The following is a 17,109-nucleotide window of genomic DNA, read 5'->3' on the forward strand; positions in this document are numbered from 1 at the left end:
TCCGGCTACGACTCGACGGCTACCACTCGATGCCGCGCTGGCCCTTGCGGCCGGCGTCCATCGGGTGCTTGACCTTGGTCATCTCGGTGACCAGGTCGGCGGCCTCGGTCAGCGCCTCGGGCGCGTACCGTCCGGTGATGACGACGTGCTGGCTGCCCGGGCGGTCCTTCAGCACGGCCACCACCTCCGCCGGGTCGATCCAGCCCCAGTGCATCGGGTAGGTGAACTCGTCCAGCACGTAGAAGCGGTAGGTCTCGGCGGCCAGGTCGCGCTTGACCTGCTCCCAGCCCTCCTTGGCCGCCGCCTCGCTGTCCAGCTCCATCGCGTCGGTGCGCTGGATCCAGGACCAGCCGGAGCCCATCTTGTGCCAGTCGACGGTGCCGCCCTCGCCGGAGGCGCCGAGCACCCGCAGGGCGTTCTCCTCGCCGACCTTCCACTTGGCGGACTTCACGAACTGGAACACCCCGACCGGCCAGCCCTGGTTCCAGGCGCGCAGCGCCATGCCGAACGCGGCGGTGGACTTGCCCTTGCCGGGGCCGGTGTGCACGGCGGTGATCGGCAGGGTCCGGCGCTGGCGGGTCGTCAGGCCGTCGTCGGGGACGCTCTCGGGGACACCCTTGGGCATGGGGCTCAGGCCGCCTTTCGTGATGCGGGGGAGGTCGGACGGTTCTCGCGGACGAGCGAGGCGACGCCGTCGGCGCGCAGCTCGTCCAGGGTCACGGCGGTGGCGCGCAGCCGGGTGGCCAGGGTGCGGGCCAGGCCGAGCCGGACCGGGCCGGACTCGCAGTCCAGCACCACGCTCGCCACGCCCTGCGCGGCCAGCAGCCCGGCCGCCCGGTGCGCCTGTGCGACGGCGTCCCGGCCGCCGCCGGTGGCCCGGCCGTCGGTCACCACGACCAGCAGCGGCCGGCGGTCCGGGTCGCGCAGCCGCTCGACCCGCAGCACCTCGTGGGCCCGCAGCAGGCCGGCCGCCAGCGGGGTGCGCCCGCCGGTGGGCAGCGACTCCAGCCGGGCCGCGCCGACCTCCACCGAGGAGGTGGGCGGCAGCGCCAGCTCGGCCGAGGCGCCCCGGAAGGTGATCATGCCGATCTTGTCGCGGCGCTGGTAGGCGTCCATCAGCAGCGACAGCACCGCGCCCTTGACGGCGGTCATCCGCTGCCGGGCCGCCATCGAACCGGAGGCGTCCACCACGAACAGCACCAGATTGGACTCCCGGCCCTGGCGCACCTGCTCGCGGAAGTCGTCCTTGTGCAGCACCAGCGCGCGCGAGGACCGCCCGCGCGCCACCTGGTGCGGGGCGGCGGCGCGCAGCGTGGCGCTCAGGTGCAGCCGGGCGAGCCGGCCGCGCGGGCGGCGGGCCCGGACGGTGTGGCCGCCGTCGGTCTCGGCGGGGGAGCGGCGGCCCTGGGCGCCGCGCCCGGTGCCCTCCACCGCGAACAGCCGGGTGCGGTACGGGTCGCCGGCCGCGACCGGCGCCGACTCCCGGGCGGGGGAGGGGTGCTGGGCCGGGACGGGCTGCGGGGCGGCGGGCTCCTCCCCGGCCGCCGGGTCGGCCGCCTCGACGGGCGGGCCGTCCGGGCCGGAGGGCTCCGGCGCGCCACCGCCCCCACCGCCGTCGGGGCCGCCGTCCTGCGGGCCGTCGCCGTCCGGGCCGCCCTCCGGGTCCGGGTCGTCGTCCTGGGACCCCTCCGCCGCCGCGGGCTGCGGCTCGGGCTCCTGCTGGGCGTGCTCCTCCAGCACCCGGTCCAGCTGCTCCTCGTCCAGCCCGGGCGCGTCGAACGGGTTGCGCCGCCGGCGGTGCGGCAGTGCCAGCTGGGCGGCCTTGCGGACGTCCTCCGCCAGCACCTCGGTGCGCCCCGCCCAGGCGGCCAGCGCGACGGCGGTGCGCGCCATCACGATGTCCGCGCGCAGCCCGTCCACCTCGAACGCCGCGCAGACCGCGGTGATCTGGCGCAGCGCCGTGTCGGTCAGCTCCACCGCCGCGAGCAGCTCCCGCGCGGCGGTGATCCGCTCCGCCAGCGCGCGCTCGTCCGCGGCGAAGCGGGCGGCGAAGGCGGCCGGGTCGGCGTCGTAGGCCAGCCGGCGGCGCACCACCTCGGCGCGCTCCGCCGGCTCCCGGGTCGCGGCGATCTCCACCGTCAGGCCGAACCGGTCGAGCAGCTGCGGCCGCAGCTCGCCCTCCTCCGGGTTCATCGTGCCGACCAGCAGGAAGCGCGCCGCGTGCCGCACCGAGACGCCCTCGCGCTCGACGTAGGAGCGGCCCATCGCGGCGGCGTCCAGCAGCAGGTCCACCACGTGGTCCTGGAGCAGGTTCACCTCGTCGATGTAGAGCACGCCGCGGTGCGCCCGGGCGAGCAGGCCCGGCTCGTACGCCTTGACGCCCTCGGCGAGCGCCCGCTCCAGGTCCAGCGAGCCGACGATCCGGTCCTCGGAGACGCCGACCGGCAGCTCGACCAGCCGGGCCGGGCGCCCGGAGGCCGACGCGCCGGCGTGCGCGCCGTCCGGGCACTGCGGGTCCGGCGCCGCCGGGTCGCAGGCGAACCGGCAGCCGTCGACGGTCGCGATGGACGGCAGCAGCCCGGCCAGCGCGCGCACCATGGTCGACTTGGCGGTGCCCTTCTCCCCGCGCACCAGCACCCCGCCGACCGCCGGGGAGACGGCGTTCAGCAGCAGGCCGAGCCGCAGGTCGGCCATGCCGACGATGGCGGTGAACGGGTAACGGACGTCACTCATGCATGCTCCCCAGGGGCCCCGGGCGCCAGGAACGGCAGCGATCCGGCCGCCGGTACCCCGCCCTCGATCAGCTTCCACAACGCGTCGGTGTCCGCGTGCTCCTCGATCAGCTCGCCCAGCCGGTCCAGCCGGGCCTCCCGCGCGGCCGCGAACGAGGTGTCCGGCGCGGGCACGAACGCCCGGCCCGCGGCCGCCGCGACCTCCCGCAGCAGGGCGCGCCGGAAGCCGTCGTTCTCCAGCGCGCCGTGCCAGGTGGTTCCCCACACCGAGCCCGCCCGGCAGCCGTCCAGGAAGGGTGTCCCGCCCTCCACCGTGACGACGCCGTGATGGATCTCGTAGCCCTCGACCCGCTCCCCGTACGCCTCGCCGACGGGCCGGCCGAGCACCTTCCGCGCGCCGAACCGCACTCGCGTCGGCAGCAGCCCGAGGCCGTCCACCGCGCCCGCCTTCGACTCGACCTCGTCCACGATCGAGTGCGCCAGCATCTGGTAGCCGCCGCAGACGCCGAGCAGCGGCTGCCCGGCCGCCGCCCGCGCCCTCAGGACCGGCTCCAGGCCGCGCTCGCGCAGCCAGGCGAGGTCCGCGACGGTGGCCCGGGTGCCGGGCAGCACGACCAGGTCGGCGTCGGCCAGCTCCTCCGGCCGGGTGGCCCAGCGGACCAGCACTCCGGGCTCCTGGACCAGCGCGTCCAGGTCGGTGAAGTTGGACAGCCGGGGGAAGCGCAGCACGGCCACCCGCAGCACGTCCGCGCCGAGCGGGCCGCGCGCGGCGGTCCGGTCGACGACGGTGGACAGGTCGAGCGAGTCCTCGGCGTCCAGCCACAGGTCCGGCAGCATCGGCAGGGTGCCGAGCACCGGACGGCCGGTCAGCTCGCGCAGCATCTCCAGGCCCGGGGCGAGCAGCCGCGCGTCGCCGCGGAACTTGTTGACGAACCAGCCCGCCACATGCCGCTGGTCCTCCGCCGACAGCAGCGCCAGCGTCCCGTACATCGCCGCGAACACCCCGCCCCGGTCGATGTCGCCGACCACCACCACCGGCAGCCCGGCGGCGGTGGCCAGGCCCATGTTGGCGATGTCGCGGTCGCGCAGGTTGATCTCGGCGGGCGATCCCGCGCCCTCGCAGACCACCACGTCGAAGCGCCGGCGCAGGTCCGCCAGGCACTCCAGGGCGCGTTCCAGCAGCACCGGCTTGCGTTCGCGGTAGTCCAGCGCGCCGACCTCGGCGACCGGCCGGCCCAGCAGCACCACCTGGCTGCGGCCGTCGGCGCCGGGCTTGAGCAGCACCGGGTTCATCGCCGCCTCCGGCTCCACCCGGGCCGCCTGCGCCTGCATCGCCTGCGCGCGGCCGATCTCGGCGCCGTCGGCGGTGACGAAGGAGTTCAGCGACATGTTCTGCGCTTTGAACGGCGCGACCGCGACACCCTGCCGGGCCAGCCAGCGGCAGATGCCCGCGGTGACCACGCTCTTGCCCGCGTCCGAGGTCGTCCCGGCGACCAGCAACGCCCTGCTCATGACCCACTCCTCCGCATCCCGCCCAGGGCCGCCCGGAGCAGCAGGTGCCCGGCGACCGTCGTACCCAGGGCCAGCGCGCCCACCCGCCGGGAGAGCACGCAGGCCCGTTCGATGTCGTCCACCCCGACCGGCCGCAGCTCCCCGCCCAGCACGGGACGGTCCTCCACCCGCGCGCCGTACCGCAGCGTCCCACCGAGCCGCACGCCCACCGCACCGGCGAAGGCCGACTCGGCCTGACCGGCGTTCGGGCTGGGGTGCGCCGAGCCGTCGCGCCGCCAGACCCGCCAGGCGGTGCGCGGTTCGGGGGCGGCGGCGACCGCCAGCAGCGCGGTCAGCCGCGCGCCCGGCCAGCCGGCCACGTCGTCCAGCCGCGCCGAGGCCCAGCCGAACCGGGCGTAGCGGGGCGAGCGGTGACCGACCATCGCGTCCAGGGTGTTCACCGCGCGGAACGCCAGCAGGCCCGGCGTGCCCGCGAGACCGCCCCAGACCAGGGCGTTGACCACGGCGTCGGCGGTGTTCTCGGCCACCGACTCGACGACCGCGCGGGCCAGCTGCTGCTCGTCCAGGGCGCTCGGGTCGCGTCCGCACAGGTGCGGCAGCCGCTCCCGTGCCGCCGTCAGGTCGCCGGCCGCCAGCGCGCGGCCGACGGTGCGGGCCTCCCGGGTCAGCGAGGTGCCGCCGAGCACCGTCCAGGTCGCGGCGGCGGCCAGGGCGGCCCGGCCGAGCGGACGGCGGGTCAGCAGCCGGTCGGCGGCGAGCGCGCCGGCCGCGACGGTGCCCACGGTCAGGGCGGTGAAGGCGGTGCCGGCGGCGCGGTGGTCGCGCCAGAGCAGGCGCTCCAGCCGGCCGGCGGCGGAGCCGAAGCCGGCCACCGGGTGGCCGCGGCGCGGGTCGGCGAACCGGGCGTCGGCCAGGTACCCGACGAGGGCGCCCGCGGCGAAGGCGGCGGCCCGGATCGGCGGGCGCACGGCAGGGCGCAGCATCGTGCGTGTCCTCACTCAGGGTCCGCGCCCTGGATCGACGTACCGGGGGCGAGAGTCTCCTGGCTTCCGGGTCGAACGCACACCCCGGGCCTTCCAGCGGCTTCTGACGGCCCGCCGTGGCGTGTTCCGGTCGTGCTCCCCGGTGACAGTGGCGGGACCGCGCCGGACTCGCACCGGCTTCCTCTGCATGCCTCCGTATTGGCTGAAGGATCCCATCACGGGCCCGAACCGGGAGTCAACCGAGGTCCTGGAGGGTGTTGGTCACACGCCGGGCCGCCCCGCCGCGCCCATGTGATTTTCCTCCCGGAACTACCCGGACGGCCGTGTCCTACTGGCTTCCCCCCGCCCGCGCGAGTGGACTGAGGGGTGGGTCCGGGCAGCGAGCCGGACACCGGGCAGACACCGAGCACCGGGGAGCGAGTATGCGTTGGGGAATCGCGGCCACCGTGGCGGCCGCCGCCGTCGGCACCGGGGCCGCCGTGCTGGTGATCGGCCGCCGGGCGTCCGAACGGATGGTCCGCCCGGCCGGGAGGGACCGCGTCCGGACCGGCCCGGTGATCGTCCGCGGCCTCGGTGCCGGGCGGGTCACCTTCACCCGCACCCCGGTCAGCGAGCGCCCGGGCCGCTGGGCCGTCGAGTGGGGCGAGGACGGCCACGCCGTCGTCGGGGAGGTCCTGGAGCGCGACGAGCGGGACGTCACCCGCCGGCTGGTCCGGGCCGACGCCGGCACCCTCACCCCCGGCACCGAGGTCCGCTTCACCCCGCGCGTCCACCTCGGCGACCCGGGCCGGGCGCTCGGCCTGCCGTTCGCCGAGACCGCCGTCGAGGGCGAGCTGGGCGCGCTGCCCGCCTGGCGGCTGGACGGCAAGCGCGGCACCTGGGTGGTCCTGGTGCACGGCCCCGACGCCGACCGGGCGCAGAGCCTGCCGGTGCTGCCCGAGCTGCGGCGCCTCGGCCTGCCCGCGCTCGTCGTCACCTACCGCGGCGACGCCGGCGCCCCCGCCTCCCCGGACGGCCTCGGCCACTTCGGCGAGACGGAGTGGCGCGACGTCGAGGCGGCGGTGCGGACCGCGCTGGACGCCGGCGCGGGCCGGGTCGTGCTCTACGGCTGGTCGCTCGGCGCCACGATGGCCCTGCACACCGCCGCCCGCTCGGACCTCGCCCCCGCGATCAGCAGCCTGGTGCTGGACTCGCCGGTGCTGGACTGGCCGGCCACCGCCCGCCGGGACGCCGCCCGGGCCGGCTTCCGGGGCGCGGCCGCCGAACTCGGCGCGCTCGCCGCCGAGGGCCGCACCGGCGTGGATCTGGCCGACTTCGCCCGCCTCGCCGAGGGCGCCGACCTGCGGGTGCCCACCCTGGTGCTGCACGGCCCCGACGACCCGGTGGCCCCGTTCGCCGCCGCCGAGCGGCTCGCCCACGGCCGCCCGGACGTCGTCAACCTCCAGGCCTTCCCCGGGGGTGATCACGCGGCCCTCTGGAACACCGATCCGGACCGCTACGCGGAGACCCTGCGCCGCTGGCTCACGCCGTTCTGCTGACCCCCTCAGCCCCCCCTGGGTCCGGAATCCCGGGGCGCACCCGTTCCAAGTGGCATGAACCCGCCACAAAGATCAAGCCAGTCGGTTTGGCCTCTGTTGCCCGATCTTGTCGAGCCCCCGCGCCCCCCTCCCGCCCCGCGCGGAGAACCGGATGTGACAGATGGCCGGTACAAGGGGAAGACTGCTCGACGTGACGTCTCGGAATCCGCGCGACCGTGATGCCCCGCTCCCGCCGACGATCGGTACCGGTGCGACGGTGACCCGTCTCCCCGGAACGGCCCACCGCCCCGCCGGCGCCAGGCCGGGGGCCCCGGGCGTACCCCGCCGACGAGGCCCCGCTCCCGCACCCGGCCGTGGCCGGGTCCCCGTGCCGGAGGGCTTCCCCGCTCCCGCCGAGCTCGCCCCGCTGGCCCGCCGCATGCTGGTCGACGCCGTCCGGATCGCCCGCTGGGCCGGCGATCTCGACGAGGTCGACAAGCGCGGCGAGCTGCTCCCCGACGACGCCCGCGCCGCCGGCCGCGCCCTCGCGATGACGGTGGGCGCCGCGGCCAAGGCGTGGGGTCAGGCCCTGCTGGTCGGCCTGGTCGAGGCCCGGGACGGCGGCGCCGGCCCCGGCTGGCGCCTGCACGCCTGGGAGCACGACGACGAAGCGGTGGTGCGCGGCTGGTCGGCCCTGTTCGACGCCTGGACCCTGCTCGCCCCGGTGCCGCCCGCCGCCCTGCGCGGCGTCTTCGCGGTGCTCGCCGGGCAGGCCGTCGACCAGGCGCCGCAGCTGCTCTCCTTCCTCCACCTGGTGGACGGCCCGGTGGCCGACGTCGAGCTGCTGGAGCTGCTCCGGCGCGGCCTGGACGAGCGCCGGGTCGGCGGCGGCGAGGGCGCCTTCGGCCTCTCGCCCGTCCCGCACGCGGCCTCCGCCGTCTCCGCCGTCCGCGGCACCTGCCGCGAGCCGCAGATCGACACCCCGGCCTCGCCCGCCGACGTCGCCGCCGTCCTGGACTGGATGCTGGACGGCCTGGCCGCCGTCGGCGCGCTGACCCGCCGGGACAACGCGGCCGAGCTCTCCCCGCTCGGCCACTGGGCGGTGCGGGCCAAGCTGGAGGAGATCTGCACCGTCGCGCAGACCGCCGCCGGCCACATCGAGCAGAGCGCGCTGGAGCTGCTGAGCGCCTGCGCCGACTACTCGCCAGGCCCGGCCCGCGCCGAGTACCGGGCCTGGCTGGCCGCCCGCCCGGCCGACCGGGCGGTGGCCGAGCTGCTGGAGGCCGCGCAGGGCGAGGACGCGCTGGTGCGCGGCCTGGCCTTCGAGGCGCTGCGGGTGGCCGGCGTGACCGCCGAGCAGGCCGTCCGGGCCGCCGTCGACGAGGCGGTGCTGCGCCCGTACGCGCTGCTCTGGCTGGCCGAGCGCTCGGACGAGGGGGTCTCCCCGGCCGATGTGCTGGGCGCGGAGGACGCCGCCTGGCTCTGGGTGGACACCGCCGCGGCCGTGCTCGACCACGGGGAGACGGACCTGCTGGTCGGCCATGTCGAGGGCGCCTCGGCCGGCGACCCGGTGCGGCTGTTCGCCCGGGCCCGGCAGTCCGGGCACCCGCGCGCGGCCTCGGTGCTGACCGCCGTCTCCGGTGTCCACCCGGACCCGGGGGTGGCCCGCGCGGCCCGCCGCTCGGCCTTCAGCGTCCACCGCGGCGGCGCGTAGCGGTTACGGCCGGTCGGCGACCCACGAACAGGCACACGGAAGGGCCCGGCTCCCCGAGGGGAACCGGGCCCTTCCGCATGCCCGACGAGGGACGTCAGCCGATCCGGGACTCCGCGCGGCGCGCCCGGACGTCGCCGACCTTCTGGCCCACCTTGCGGCGGATGACCAGCAGCGGCGCCATCGCGGCGAGCGCGATCTGCGCGAACGCGCCGATGTGCAGCAGGTTGTCGCCGCCCGGCAGACCGGTCGCCCAGGCCGCCAGGCAGCCGATCGAGACGACGATCCAGCAGAGCGTCGCGGTGGCCAGCAGGCCCTGCGGCTTCGGGTACTCGATCCGGCTGACCATCAGGTACGCGGCGCCGAAGATGGCGACCAGACCGGGCAGGAACGGCGGGTCGAGCAGCACGATGGCGATCACCGTCATGGCGCCCATCGGGCACGGCATGCCCTGGAACACCCCGGGCCGCATCTTCACGGCGGAGAAGCGGGCGAGCCGCAGCACCACCGCGAGCAGCACGGTCAGCGCGATCAGCGCCGACAGCCGGCTGTTGGAGCCCGGCGAGACCATGCCCCAGACCGCGACGAAGTAGGCCGGTGCGATGCCGAAGCTGATCAGGTCGGCCAGGTTGTCGAGCTCGGCCCCGAGCGCGGAGGAGCGCAGCTTGCGCGCCACCAGCCCGTCGAACAGGTCGCACATCGAGCCGATCAGCAGCAGCGTCACCGCGGTGGCGGCGCTGTGCTTGTCCGGCGCGGCGTCCGGGTTGGTGATGTGCGGGACGAGCACCCCGGTGGTGATCGAGTAGATCGCCAGGAAGCCGCAGACGGCGTTCCCCAGGGTCAGGAAGTCGGCGGTGGACAGGTGCTGCGGCGAGCGCGGCGCGCGCAGCTCGCGGTCGCGGGCCCAGCGGCGACGGCGCAGGGCCGTCTCCTCGTCGTCCAGGCCGACGATCGTCTCAGGATCAGTCACGGTCAAGGCGCGTCACCCCGGCGGTGGTCTTCTGGCCGACCTCGACGCCGACCTCGACGCCGGCCGGCAGGTAGGTGTCGACCCGGGACCCGAACCGGATCAGACCGATCCGCTCGCCCTGCTCGACCTTGGTACCGGCGTCCACGTACGGCACGATGCGGCGCGCCACGGCACCCGCGATCTGCACCATCTCGATGTCGCCGAGCTCGGTGTCGAAGTGCCAGACGACCCGCTCGTTCTGGTCGCTGTCCTTGTTGAACGCGGGCACGAAGCCACCGGGCACGTGCTCGACGGAGGTCACGGTGCCGGGCAGCGGGGCCCGGTTCACGTGGACGTTGAGCGGGCTCATGAAGATCGCCACGCGGGTCCGGCCGTCCGGCCACGCGTCGATGCTCTGGACCACGCCGTCGGCGGGGGAGATCACTCTGCCCGTGCCGATCTCACGCTCGGGGTCGCGGAAGAACCACAGCATGCCGGCGCCGAGCGCGCAGGCGGGTACCGCCGCGAGGGCCCACTTGCCACTGCGCCGGGTGAGGGCGGTGGTCACGGCGGCCGTGGCGAGGGTGGGGACGAACCAGGGGGTGGCTCCGCGCGCGATGGTCACGCGGGGCCGACGACCGGCCGTCGTGGCTGCGAGGGCATCGCGGTCCGTGACGGAGGTGTGAGGGGACGGGCTGATGGGCATCGAAGACCTTTGTCGCGGGGGATCATGGCCGCTGGACGGGGGCCACCGCGGGATCGGGTAATAGAGGGACGTCTGCTGTCCCGGTGGATGCTATCGGGAGCAGACGGTGGGTGGGCAACCCGCCTGCTCGTCATGTGGCCTGGCGGAGGCGCAGTCGCGCCCCCTTCCCTACGACCGTAGCTCGACCCGCTCCGGTTCCCAAGGGACCCGGCGAAGCTGGTGACTCATGTCTCAGCCGTGCCCGACCGGCCGGTGCGGAGCTGCCCGCCGGGGCGGCGGCGCGGTATGCCGAAGCGGCCGCAGGGCGTGTGACAGCAGCTGTACGCCCTGTGGCCGCTCCGGTGGGCCGTGCCGGACCGGGAGGCGGACCAGGCCGACCGGGTGGGGGCACGGCGAGTGCCGGGACGGGCCCGCACGCCCGTCGACCGGCCGCTTGCGGGGCCCGCGGATCACTCCGCGATGCGGTACTCCTCCAGCAGTCGGCGCCCGACGATCATCTTCTGGATCTCCGCAGTACCTTCACCGATCAGCAGCATCGGGGCCTCCCGGTAGAGCCGCTCGATCTCGTACTCCTTGGAGAAGCCGTAGCCGCCGTGGATCCGGAAGGCGTCCTCGACGACCTCCTTGCAGTACTCGGAGGCCAGGTACTTCGCCATGCCGGCCTCCAGGTCGTTGCGCTCGCCGCCGTCCTTCTTGCGGGCGGCCATCACCATCATCTGGTGGGCGGCCTCGACCTTGGTGGCCATCTCGGCGAGCTTGAACTGGATCGCCTGGTGCTCGGCGATCCGCTTGCCGAAGGTGGTGCGCTGCTGGGCGTAGGCGATGCCCAGCTCGAAGGCGCGCCGGGCGACCCCGCAGCCGCGCGCGGCCACGTTCACCCGGCCGACCTCCACGCCGTCCATCATCTGGTAGAAGCCGCGGCCGGGGACGCCGCCGAGGATCCGGTCGGCCGGGACGCGGACGTCCTGGAGGACCAGCTCGGTGGTGTCGACGCCCTTGTAGCCCATCTTCTCGATCTTGCCGGGCACGGTGAGGCCGGGGACGGCCGGGTTCGGTCCGAAGCCCGGCGTCTTCTCGATCAGGAAGGTGGTCATGTTCTTGTACGGGGTGGAGCCGCCCTCGTCGGTCTTGCACAGCACCGCGACCAGGCTGGAGGTGCCGCCGTTGGTCAGCCACATCTTCTGGCCGTTGAGGACGTAGAACTCCCCGTCCCCGTCCTTGACGCCCTTGGTGGTGATCGCGGCGACATCGGAGCCGAGGCCCGGCTCGGACATCGAGAAGGCGCCGCGGATCTCGCCGGCGGCCATCCTGGGCAGGAAGTGGTCCTTCTGCTCCTGGGTGCCGTGCGCGTTGATCATGTGCGCGACGATGAAGTGGGTGTTGACGATGCCGGAGACGGACATCCAGCCGCGGGCGATCTCCTCCACCACCAGGGCGTAGGTGAGCAGCGACTCGCCGAGGCCGCCGTACTCCTCGGGGATGGTCAGGCCGAAGAGGCCGAGCTGCTTCATGCCCTCGACGATCGCGGCCGGGTACTCGTCCTTGTGCTCCAGCTCGGTCGCGACCGGGATGATCTCCTTGTCGACGAACTCGCGCACGGTGGCGAGGATGTCCCGCTGGATCTCGGTGAGGCCGTCGGTCTGTGCGAGGCGTCCCATCGTGCGGCTCCTGTCATGCCTGAGGGAAAAGAGGAGAAGTAGGGGTGGACGGGGGCTCCGCGGGCGTGGCTTCCGCGGAGCCCCCGTGAACCGGGTCGGGCGTGGCCGATGACGGCGGCCGGCCCGTCCGGGGCTCTGGGGGGGAGGAGCCGGGCTCAGCCGAGCGGGGTCGGGCGGCCGGGCTGCTCGCCGCCGCGCGCCTCGATGTAGGTCGCGGTCGGCACCATCACCTTGCGGCGGAAGACGCAGACGACTGTGCCGTCCTGCTTGTAGCCCTTGGTCTCGACGTACACGATGCCGCGGTCGTCCTTGGACTTGGACGGCCACTTGTCGAGCACGGTGGTCTCGCCGTAGATCGTGTCGCCGTGGAAGGTCGGCGCGACGTGCCGCAGCGACTCGATCTCCAGGTTGGCGATCGCCTTGCCGGAGACGTCCGGGACGGACATGCCGAGCAGCAGCGAGTAGACGTAGTTGCCCACCACCACGTTCCTGCCGAAGTCGGTGGTGCGCTCCGCGTAGTTGCTGTCCATGTGGAGCGGGTGGTGGTTCATGGTGAGGAGGCAGAAGAGGTGGTCGTCGTACTCGGTGACCGTCTTGCCGGGCCAGTGCTTGTACACCGCGCCGACCTCGAACTCCTCGTAGGTGCGTCCGAACTGCATGTCTCAGTGATCCTTCGGGTCGGCGTTCTCAGGCCTGCGGGGGCTCGAACTCGGAGGTGCGCTGCAGGCCGGCGGCGCGGCCCTTGCCGGAGACGACCAGCGCCATCTTGCGGCTGGCCTCGTCGATCATCTCGTCGCCGAGCATCGCCGAGCCCTTGAAGCCGCCGGCCTCGGAGGTGCACCAGTCGTAGGCGTCGAGGATCAGCTCGGCGTGGTCGTAGTCCTCCTGGGAGGGCGAGAAGATCTCGTTGGCGGCGGCGACCTGGTCCGGGTGCAGGACCCACTTGCCGTCGAAGCCCAGCGCGGCGGCGCGGCCGGCCACCTCGCGGTAGCCCTCCTGGTTGCGGATCTGCAGGTAGGGGCCGTCGATCGCCTGGAGGTCGTGGGCGCGGGCGGCCATCAGGATGCGCATCAGGATGTAGTGGTAGGCGTCGGCCGGGTAGCCGGGCGGCTGCTCGCCGACCACCAGGGACTTCATGTTGATCGAGGCCATGAAGTCGGCCGGGCCGAAGATGACGGTCTCCAGCCGGGGCGAGGCCTGGGCGATGGTGTCGACGTTGATGAGGCCCTTGGCGTTCTCGATCTGCGCCTCGATGCCGATCCTGCCGACCTCGAAGCCCATGGTCTTCTCGATCTGGGTGAGCAGCAGGTCGAGCGCCTTGACCTGCTCGGCGTCCTGGACCTTGGGCAGCATGATGCAGTCGAGGTTCGGGCCGGCGCCCTCGACGACGGTGATCACGTCGCGGTAGGTCCAGTGGGTGGTCCAGTCGTTGACCCGCACGACGCGGGTCTTGCCGCCCCAGTCGCCGTTGTTCAGCGCGTCGACGATGGTGTGCCGGGCGCTCTCCTTGACCAGCGGGGCGCAGGCGTCCTCCAGGTCGAGGAAGACCTGGTCGGCGGGCAGGCCCTGGGCCTTCTCCAGGAAGCGGGGGTTGCTGCCGGGTACGGCCAGGCAGGAGCGGCGCGGGCGCAGGCGGTTGATCGTGCTCATGAGCGGGGTGGGTCCTTCCGGGGTCAGCTGGTCGTGGCGGCCGGGGCGGGCGTCCAGGGCTGGAGCCTGTTGGCCAGCCGGATCTCGTCCACGATCCGGCCGATGATGGTCGTGATGCCGAAGTCCTTCGGGGTGAACACGGCGGCGACGCCGGCGGCCTTGAGGGCCTCGCCGTCCGCTGCCGGGATGATGCCACCCACGATCACCGGGACATCCTCCACCCCGGCCCGGCGCAGTCGGTGCAGCACGTCCGGGACCAGCTCGGAGTGGGCGCCGGAGAGGATCGACAGGCCCACGCAGTGCACGTCCTCGGCGACGGCGGCCGAGACGATCTGCTCGGGGGTGAGCCGGATGCCCTGGTAGACCACCTCGAACCCGGCGTCGCGGGCCCGGACGGCGATCTGCTCGGCGCCGTTGGAGTGCCCGTCCAGGCCGGGCTTGCCGACCAGCAGGCGCAGCTTGCCGGCGCCCAGCTCGGCGGCGGTGGCGGCGACGGCCTCGCGGACCGCGGCCAGCTCGCCGCCCGGCTCGGCCGCGACCGCGACCGGGGCGCCGCCGACGCCGGTGGGCGCGCGGTACTCGCCGAACACCTCGCGCAGCGCGAAGGCCCACTCGCCGGTGGTGACCCCGGCCCGGGCGCAGGCCAGGGTGGCCGGCATCAGGTTCTCGGCGGTGGCCGCGACGGTCTTGAGCTCCTCCAGGGCGCGCAGCGCGGCGGCCTCGTCGCGCTGCCCGCGCCAGGCCTCCAGGGCGGCCAGCACGGACCGCTCGGAGGCCGGGTCGACGACCATGATCGCGGTGTCGAGGTCGGCCGTGAGCGGGCTCTCCTCGGTGGTGTCGAAGCAGTTCACCCCGATGATCCGGTCCTCGCCGGACTCGATCCGGGCCCGGCGGGCGGCGTGCGAGGCGACCAGGTTGGACTTCAGGTAGCCGGACTCGACGGCCGGGATGACCCCGCCCATCTCCAGCACCTTGGCGATCTCGGCCTCGGCGCCGGCCAGCAGCCCGGCGGTCTTGGCCTCCACCACCTCGGAGCCGTTGAAGAGGTCCCCGTACTCCAGCAGGTCGGACTCGTAGGCGAGCACCTGCTGGATCCGCAGCGACCACTGCTGGTCCCACGGGCGGGGCAGGCCGAGCGCCTCGTTCCACGCGGGCAGCTGGACGGCGCGGGCGCGGGCGTCCTTGGAGAGGGTGACGGCGAGCATCTCCAGCACGATCCGCTGGACGTTGTTCTCCGGCTGCGCCTCGGTCAGGCCGAGCGAGTTGACCTGCACGCCGTAGCGGAACCGGCGCTGCTTGGGGTCCTCGATGCCGTAGCGCTCGCGGGTGACCTTCTCCCAGAGCCGGCCGAAGGCCCGCATCTTGCACATCTCCTCGACGAACCGCACGCCGGCGTTGACGAAGAAGGAGATCCGGGCGACCACCTCGCCCATCCGCTCGGCCGGCACCTGGCCGGAGTCGCGGACGGCGTCCAGCACCTCGATCGCCGTGCACATCGCGTAGGCGATCTCCTGGACCGGGGTGGCCCCGGCCTCCTGGAGGTGGTAGCTGCAGATGTTGATCGGGTTCCACTTCGGGATGTTCCCGACCGTGTAGGCGATCATGTCGGTGATCAGGCGCACCGAGGGGCCGGGCGGGAAGACGTGCGTCCCGCGCGACAGGTACTCCTTGACGATGTCGTTCTGGGTGGTGCCGGTGAGCCTGGCGATGTCGGCGCCCTGCTCCTCGGCGACCACCTGGTAGAGCGCCAGCAGCCACATCGCGGTGGCGTTGATGGTCATGGAGGTGTTGGTCTGTTCGAGAGGGATGCCGTCGAACAGGGTCCGCATGTCGCCGACGTGGCCGACCGGCACGCCGACCCGGCCGACCTCGCCGCGGGCGAGGACGTGGTCGGAGTCGTAGCCGGTCTGGGTCGGCAGGTCGAACGCCACGGAGAGGCCGGTCTGGCCCTTGGCCAGGTTCCGCCGGTAGAGCGCGTTGGAGTCCTCGGCCGTGGAGTGCCCGGCGTAGGTGCGCATCAGCCAGGGGCGGTCGCGCTTCTGATCACTCATCGGATCCGCCTTCAGATGTCGCGGAAGCGGTTGATGGCCGGCAGGTGCCTGGCGCGCAGTTCGGCGTCGCGCACGCCCAGGCCCTCCTCGGGGGCCAGGCAGAGCACGCCGACCTTGCCCTGGTGCTTGTTGTGGTGCACGTCCAGGGCCGCCTGGCCGGTCTGCTCCAGCGGGTAGACCTTGGACACGGTCGGGTGGATCCTGCCCTTGGCGATCAGGCGGTTGGCCTCCCAGGCCTCGCGGTAGTTGGCGAAGTGCGAGCCGACGATCCGCTTGAGCGACATCCAGAGGTACCGGTTGTCGTACTGGTGCATGTAGCCGGAGGTGGAGGCGCAGGTGACGACGGTGCCGCCCTTGCGGGTGACGTAGACGCTGGCGCCGAAGGTCTCCCGGCCGGGGTGCTCGAAGACGATGTCGACGTCCTCGCCGCCGGTCAGCTCGCGGATCCGCCCGCCGAGGCGCTTCCACTCGCGCTGGTCCTGGGTGTGCTCGTCCTTCCAGAACCGGTAGCCCTCGGCGGAGCGGTCGATGATCGCCTCGGCGCCCATCGCCCGGCAGATGTCGGCCTTCTGGGGGCTGGAGACCACGCAGATCGGGGTGGCGCCGCCGGCCAGCGCGTACTGGGTGGCGTACGAGCCGAGGCCGCCGCTGGCGCCCCAGATCAGCACGTTGTCGCCCTGCTTCATGCCGGCGCCGTTCTGCGAGACCAGCTGGCGGTAGGCGGTGGAGTTGACCAGACCGGGGGAGGCGGCCTCCTCCCAGGTCAGGTGGGCGGGCTTGGGCATCAGCTGGTTGGTCTTCACCAGGGCCAGCTGGGCGAGGCCGCCGAAGTTGGTCTCGAAGCCCCAGATCCGCTGCTCCGGGTCCATCATCGTGTCGTTGTGGCCGTCGGAGGACTCCAGCTCGACGGACAGGCAGTGCGCGACCACCTCGTCGCCCGGCTTCCACGCGTTGACCCCGGCGCCGGTGCGCAGCACCACGCCGGCCAGGTCGGAGCCGACCACGTGGTACGGCAGGTCGTGGCGCTTGGTGAGCGGGGAGAGCCGGCCGTAGCGCTCCAGGAAGCCGAAGGTGGAGACCGGCTCGAAGATCGAGCTCCACACGGTGTTGTAGTTCACGGCGCTGGCCATGACGGCGACCAGGGCCTCACCCGGGCCCAGTTCGGGCAGCGGGACCTCGTCGAGGTGGAGGGACTTGCGGGGGTCCTTGTCGCGGCTGTCGAGGCCCGCGAACATCTGCTCCTCGTCCTTGTGGAGCGTCACCGCCCGGTAGGACTCCGGCAGCTTCGCGTGGGCGAAGTCCGCCGAGGTGCTGTCGGGGCTGAGGATCGCGTCGAGGATTTCCTTCATGGCTGCCTCCGAAGGCGTACCTGTGTGAGGGCACAGGGCGTCTGGGGGAGCCGGGAGCGGACACCGGCTTCGCTGAACGGGGTGGTGGTGGGTGGCTGGTGGGCCTGCACTGCGGTGGGTCGCTCCCGGGGTTGGGGGAGCGCCGGTACGACGGCGCGCCGAGGTGGGGAGCCGCGGCGCCGCGACTGGTGGGTAACAAGGTAGTGGCACCCTGTGCCACACGTAAAGACACGGCGTGCCAGTAATTCCGGCGGGTCGCGACCCCCTCCGCGGGGCCTCGCGCGGGCAGCC

13 protein-coding genes and 1 riboswitch are annotated in these 17,109 nt (G+C 73.9%); of the genes, 2 read left to right on the forward strand and 11 right to left on the reverse strand.

What is annotated here, in order from left to right:
* Positions 1–19: 19 nt before the first annotated feature.
* The 4 genes from cobO to ABTX81_RS22265 are packed head-to-tail and all read right to left on the reverse strand — an operon-like array spanning position 20 to position 5,227.
* A complete protein-coding gene (cobO, locus tag ABTX81_RS22250; RefSeq protein WP_350548338.1) occupies positions 20–625 on the reverse strand; it encodes a cob(I)yrinic acid a,c-diamide adenosyltransferase in 606 nt (201 codons plus the stop codon).
* Between the two features lie 5 nt (positions 626–630).
* A complete protein-coding gene (locus ABTX81_RS22255; RefSeq protein WP_350548340.1) occupies positions 631–2,733 on the reverse strand; it encodes a putative cobaltochelatase in 2,103 nt (700 codons plus the stop codon).
* A complete protein-coding gene (locus tag ABTX81_RS22260) occupies positions 2,730–4,244 on the reverse strand; it encodes a cobyric acid synthase (protein ID WP_350548342.1) in 1,515 nt (504 codons plus the stop codon). Before ABTX81_RS22260 ends, ABTX81_RS22255 begins: the two co-directional genes overlap by 4 nt.
* On the reverse strand, positions 4,241–5,227 hold the full coding sequence (locus ABTX81_RS22265; protein ID WP_502892830.1) for a cobalamin biosynthesis protein: 987 nt from the start codon (positions 5,225–5,227) through the stop codon (positions 4,241–4,243). The genes ABTX81_RS22260 and ABTX81_RS22265 overlap by 4 nt, the downstream gene beginning before the upstream one ends.
* A 50-nt stretch (positions 5,228–5,277) precedes the next feature.
* Positions 5,278–5,439, reverse strand: a riboswitch (cobalamin riboswitch).
* Positions 5,440–5,649: 210 nt separating this feature from the next.
* Here ABTX81_RS22265 and ABTX81_RS22270 point away from each other — a divergent pair.
* Together ABTX81_RS22270 and ABTX81_RS22275 are read left to right on the forward strand one after the other, a co-directional pair.
* Positions 5,650–6,765: an alpha/beta hydrolase family protein gene (locus ABTX81_RS22270; protein WP_350548344.1), complete on the forward strand. Its 1,116-nt coding sequence runs from the start codon at positions 5,650–5,652 to the stop codon at positions 6,763–6,765.
* Positions 6,766–7,132: 367 nt separating this feature from the next.
* Positions 7,133–8,458 (forward strand): hypothetical protein, encoded by a 1,326-nt coding sequence (locus tag ABTX81_RS22275; protein WP_350548346.1) that lies wholly within the window; start codon positions 7,133–7,135, stop codon positions 8,456–8,458.
* A gap of 94 nt (positions 8,459–8,552) precedes the next feature.
* Here ABTX81_RS22275 and ABTX81_RS22280 read toward each other — a convergent pair whose 3' ends face one another.
* The 7 genes from ABTX81_RS22280 to ccrA form a co-directional block, all read right to left on the reverse strand.
* Positions 8,553–9,431, reverse strand: a complete 879-nt coding sequence (locus tag ABTX81_RS22280; RefSeq protein ID WP_380287663.1) for a CDP-alcohol phosphatidyltransferase family protein — start codon at positions 9,429–9,431, stop codon at positions 8,553–8,555.
* The gene (locus tag ABTX81_RS22285) at positions 9,418–10,110 is read right to left on the reverse strand and encodes a phosphatidylserine decarboxylase (protein WP_030398303.1); all 693 of its coding nucleotides are present in this window, start codon (positions 10,108–10,110) and stop codon (positions 9,418–9,420) included. Before ABTX81_RS22285 ends, ABTX81_RS22280 begins: the two co-directional genes overlap by 14 nt.
* A 449-nt stretch (positions 10,111–10,559) precedes the next feature.
* Positions 10,560–11,768 (reverse strand): acyl-CoA dehydrogenase family protein, encoded by a 1,209-nt coding sequence (locus ABTX81_RS22290; protein WP_350548348.1) that lies wholly within the window; start codon positions 11,766–11,768, stop codon positions 10,560–10,562.
* Between the two features lie 155 nt (positions 11,769–11,923).
* On the reverse strand, positions 11,924–12,427 hold the full coding sequence (locus ABTX81_RS22295) for a MaoC family dehydratase (protein ID WP_350548350.1): 504 nt from the start codon (positions 12,425–12,427) through the stop codon (positions 11,924–11,926).
* Positions 12,428–12,455: 28 nt separating this feature from the next.
* On the reverse strand, positions 12,456–13,418 hold the full coding sequence (locus tag ABTX81_RS22300; protein ID WP_350548352.1) for an HpcH/HpaI aldolase/citrate lyase family protein: 963 nt from the start codon (positions 13,416–13,418) through the stop codon (positions 12,456–12,458).
* Positions 13,419–13,441: 23 nt separating this feature from the next.
* Complete coding sequence (locus tag ABTX81_RS22305; protein ID WP_350548354.1) at positions 13,442–15,469, reverse strand: ethylmalonyl-CoA mutase; 2,028 nt, start codon at positions 15,467–15,469, stop codon at positions 13,442–13,444.
* Between the two features lie 11 nt (positions 15,470–15,480).
* Positions 15,481–16,818 carry a crotonyl-CoA carboxylase/reductase gene (gene ccrA, locus ABTX81_RS22310; RefSeq protein ID WP_350548356.1) on the reverse strand — a complete coding sequence of 446 codons (1,338 nt, stop codon included), beginning with the start codon at positions 16,816–16,818 and terminating at the stop codon, positions 15,481–15,483.
* Positions 16,819–17,109 lie beyond the last annotated feature (291 nt).

The organism is Kitasatospora sp. NPDC097605, assembly GCF_040302725.1.
Lineage (GTDB): Bacteria > Actinomycetota > Actinomycetes > Streptomycetales > Streptomycetaceae > Kitasatospora.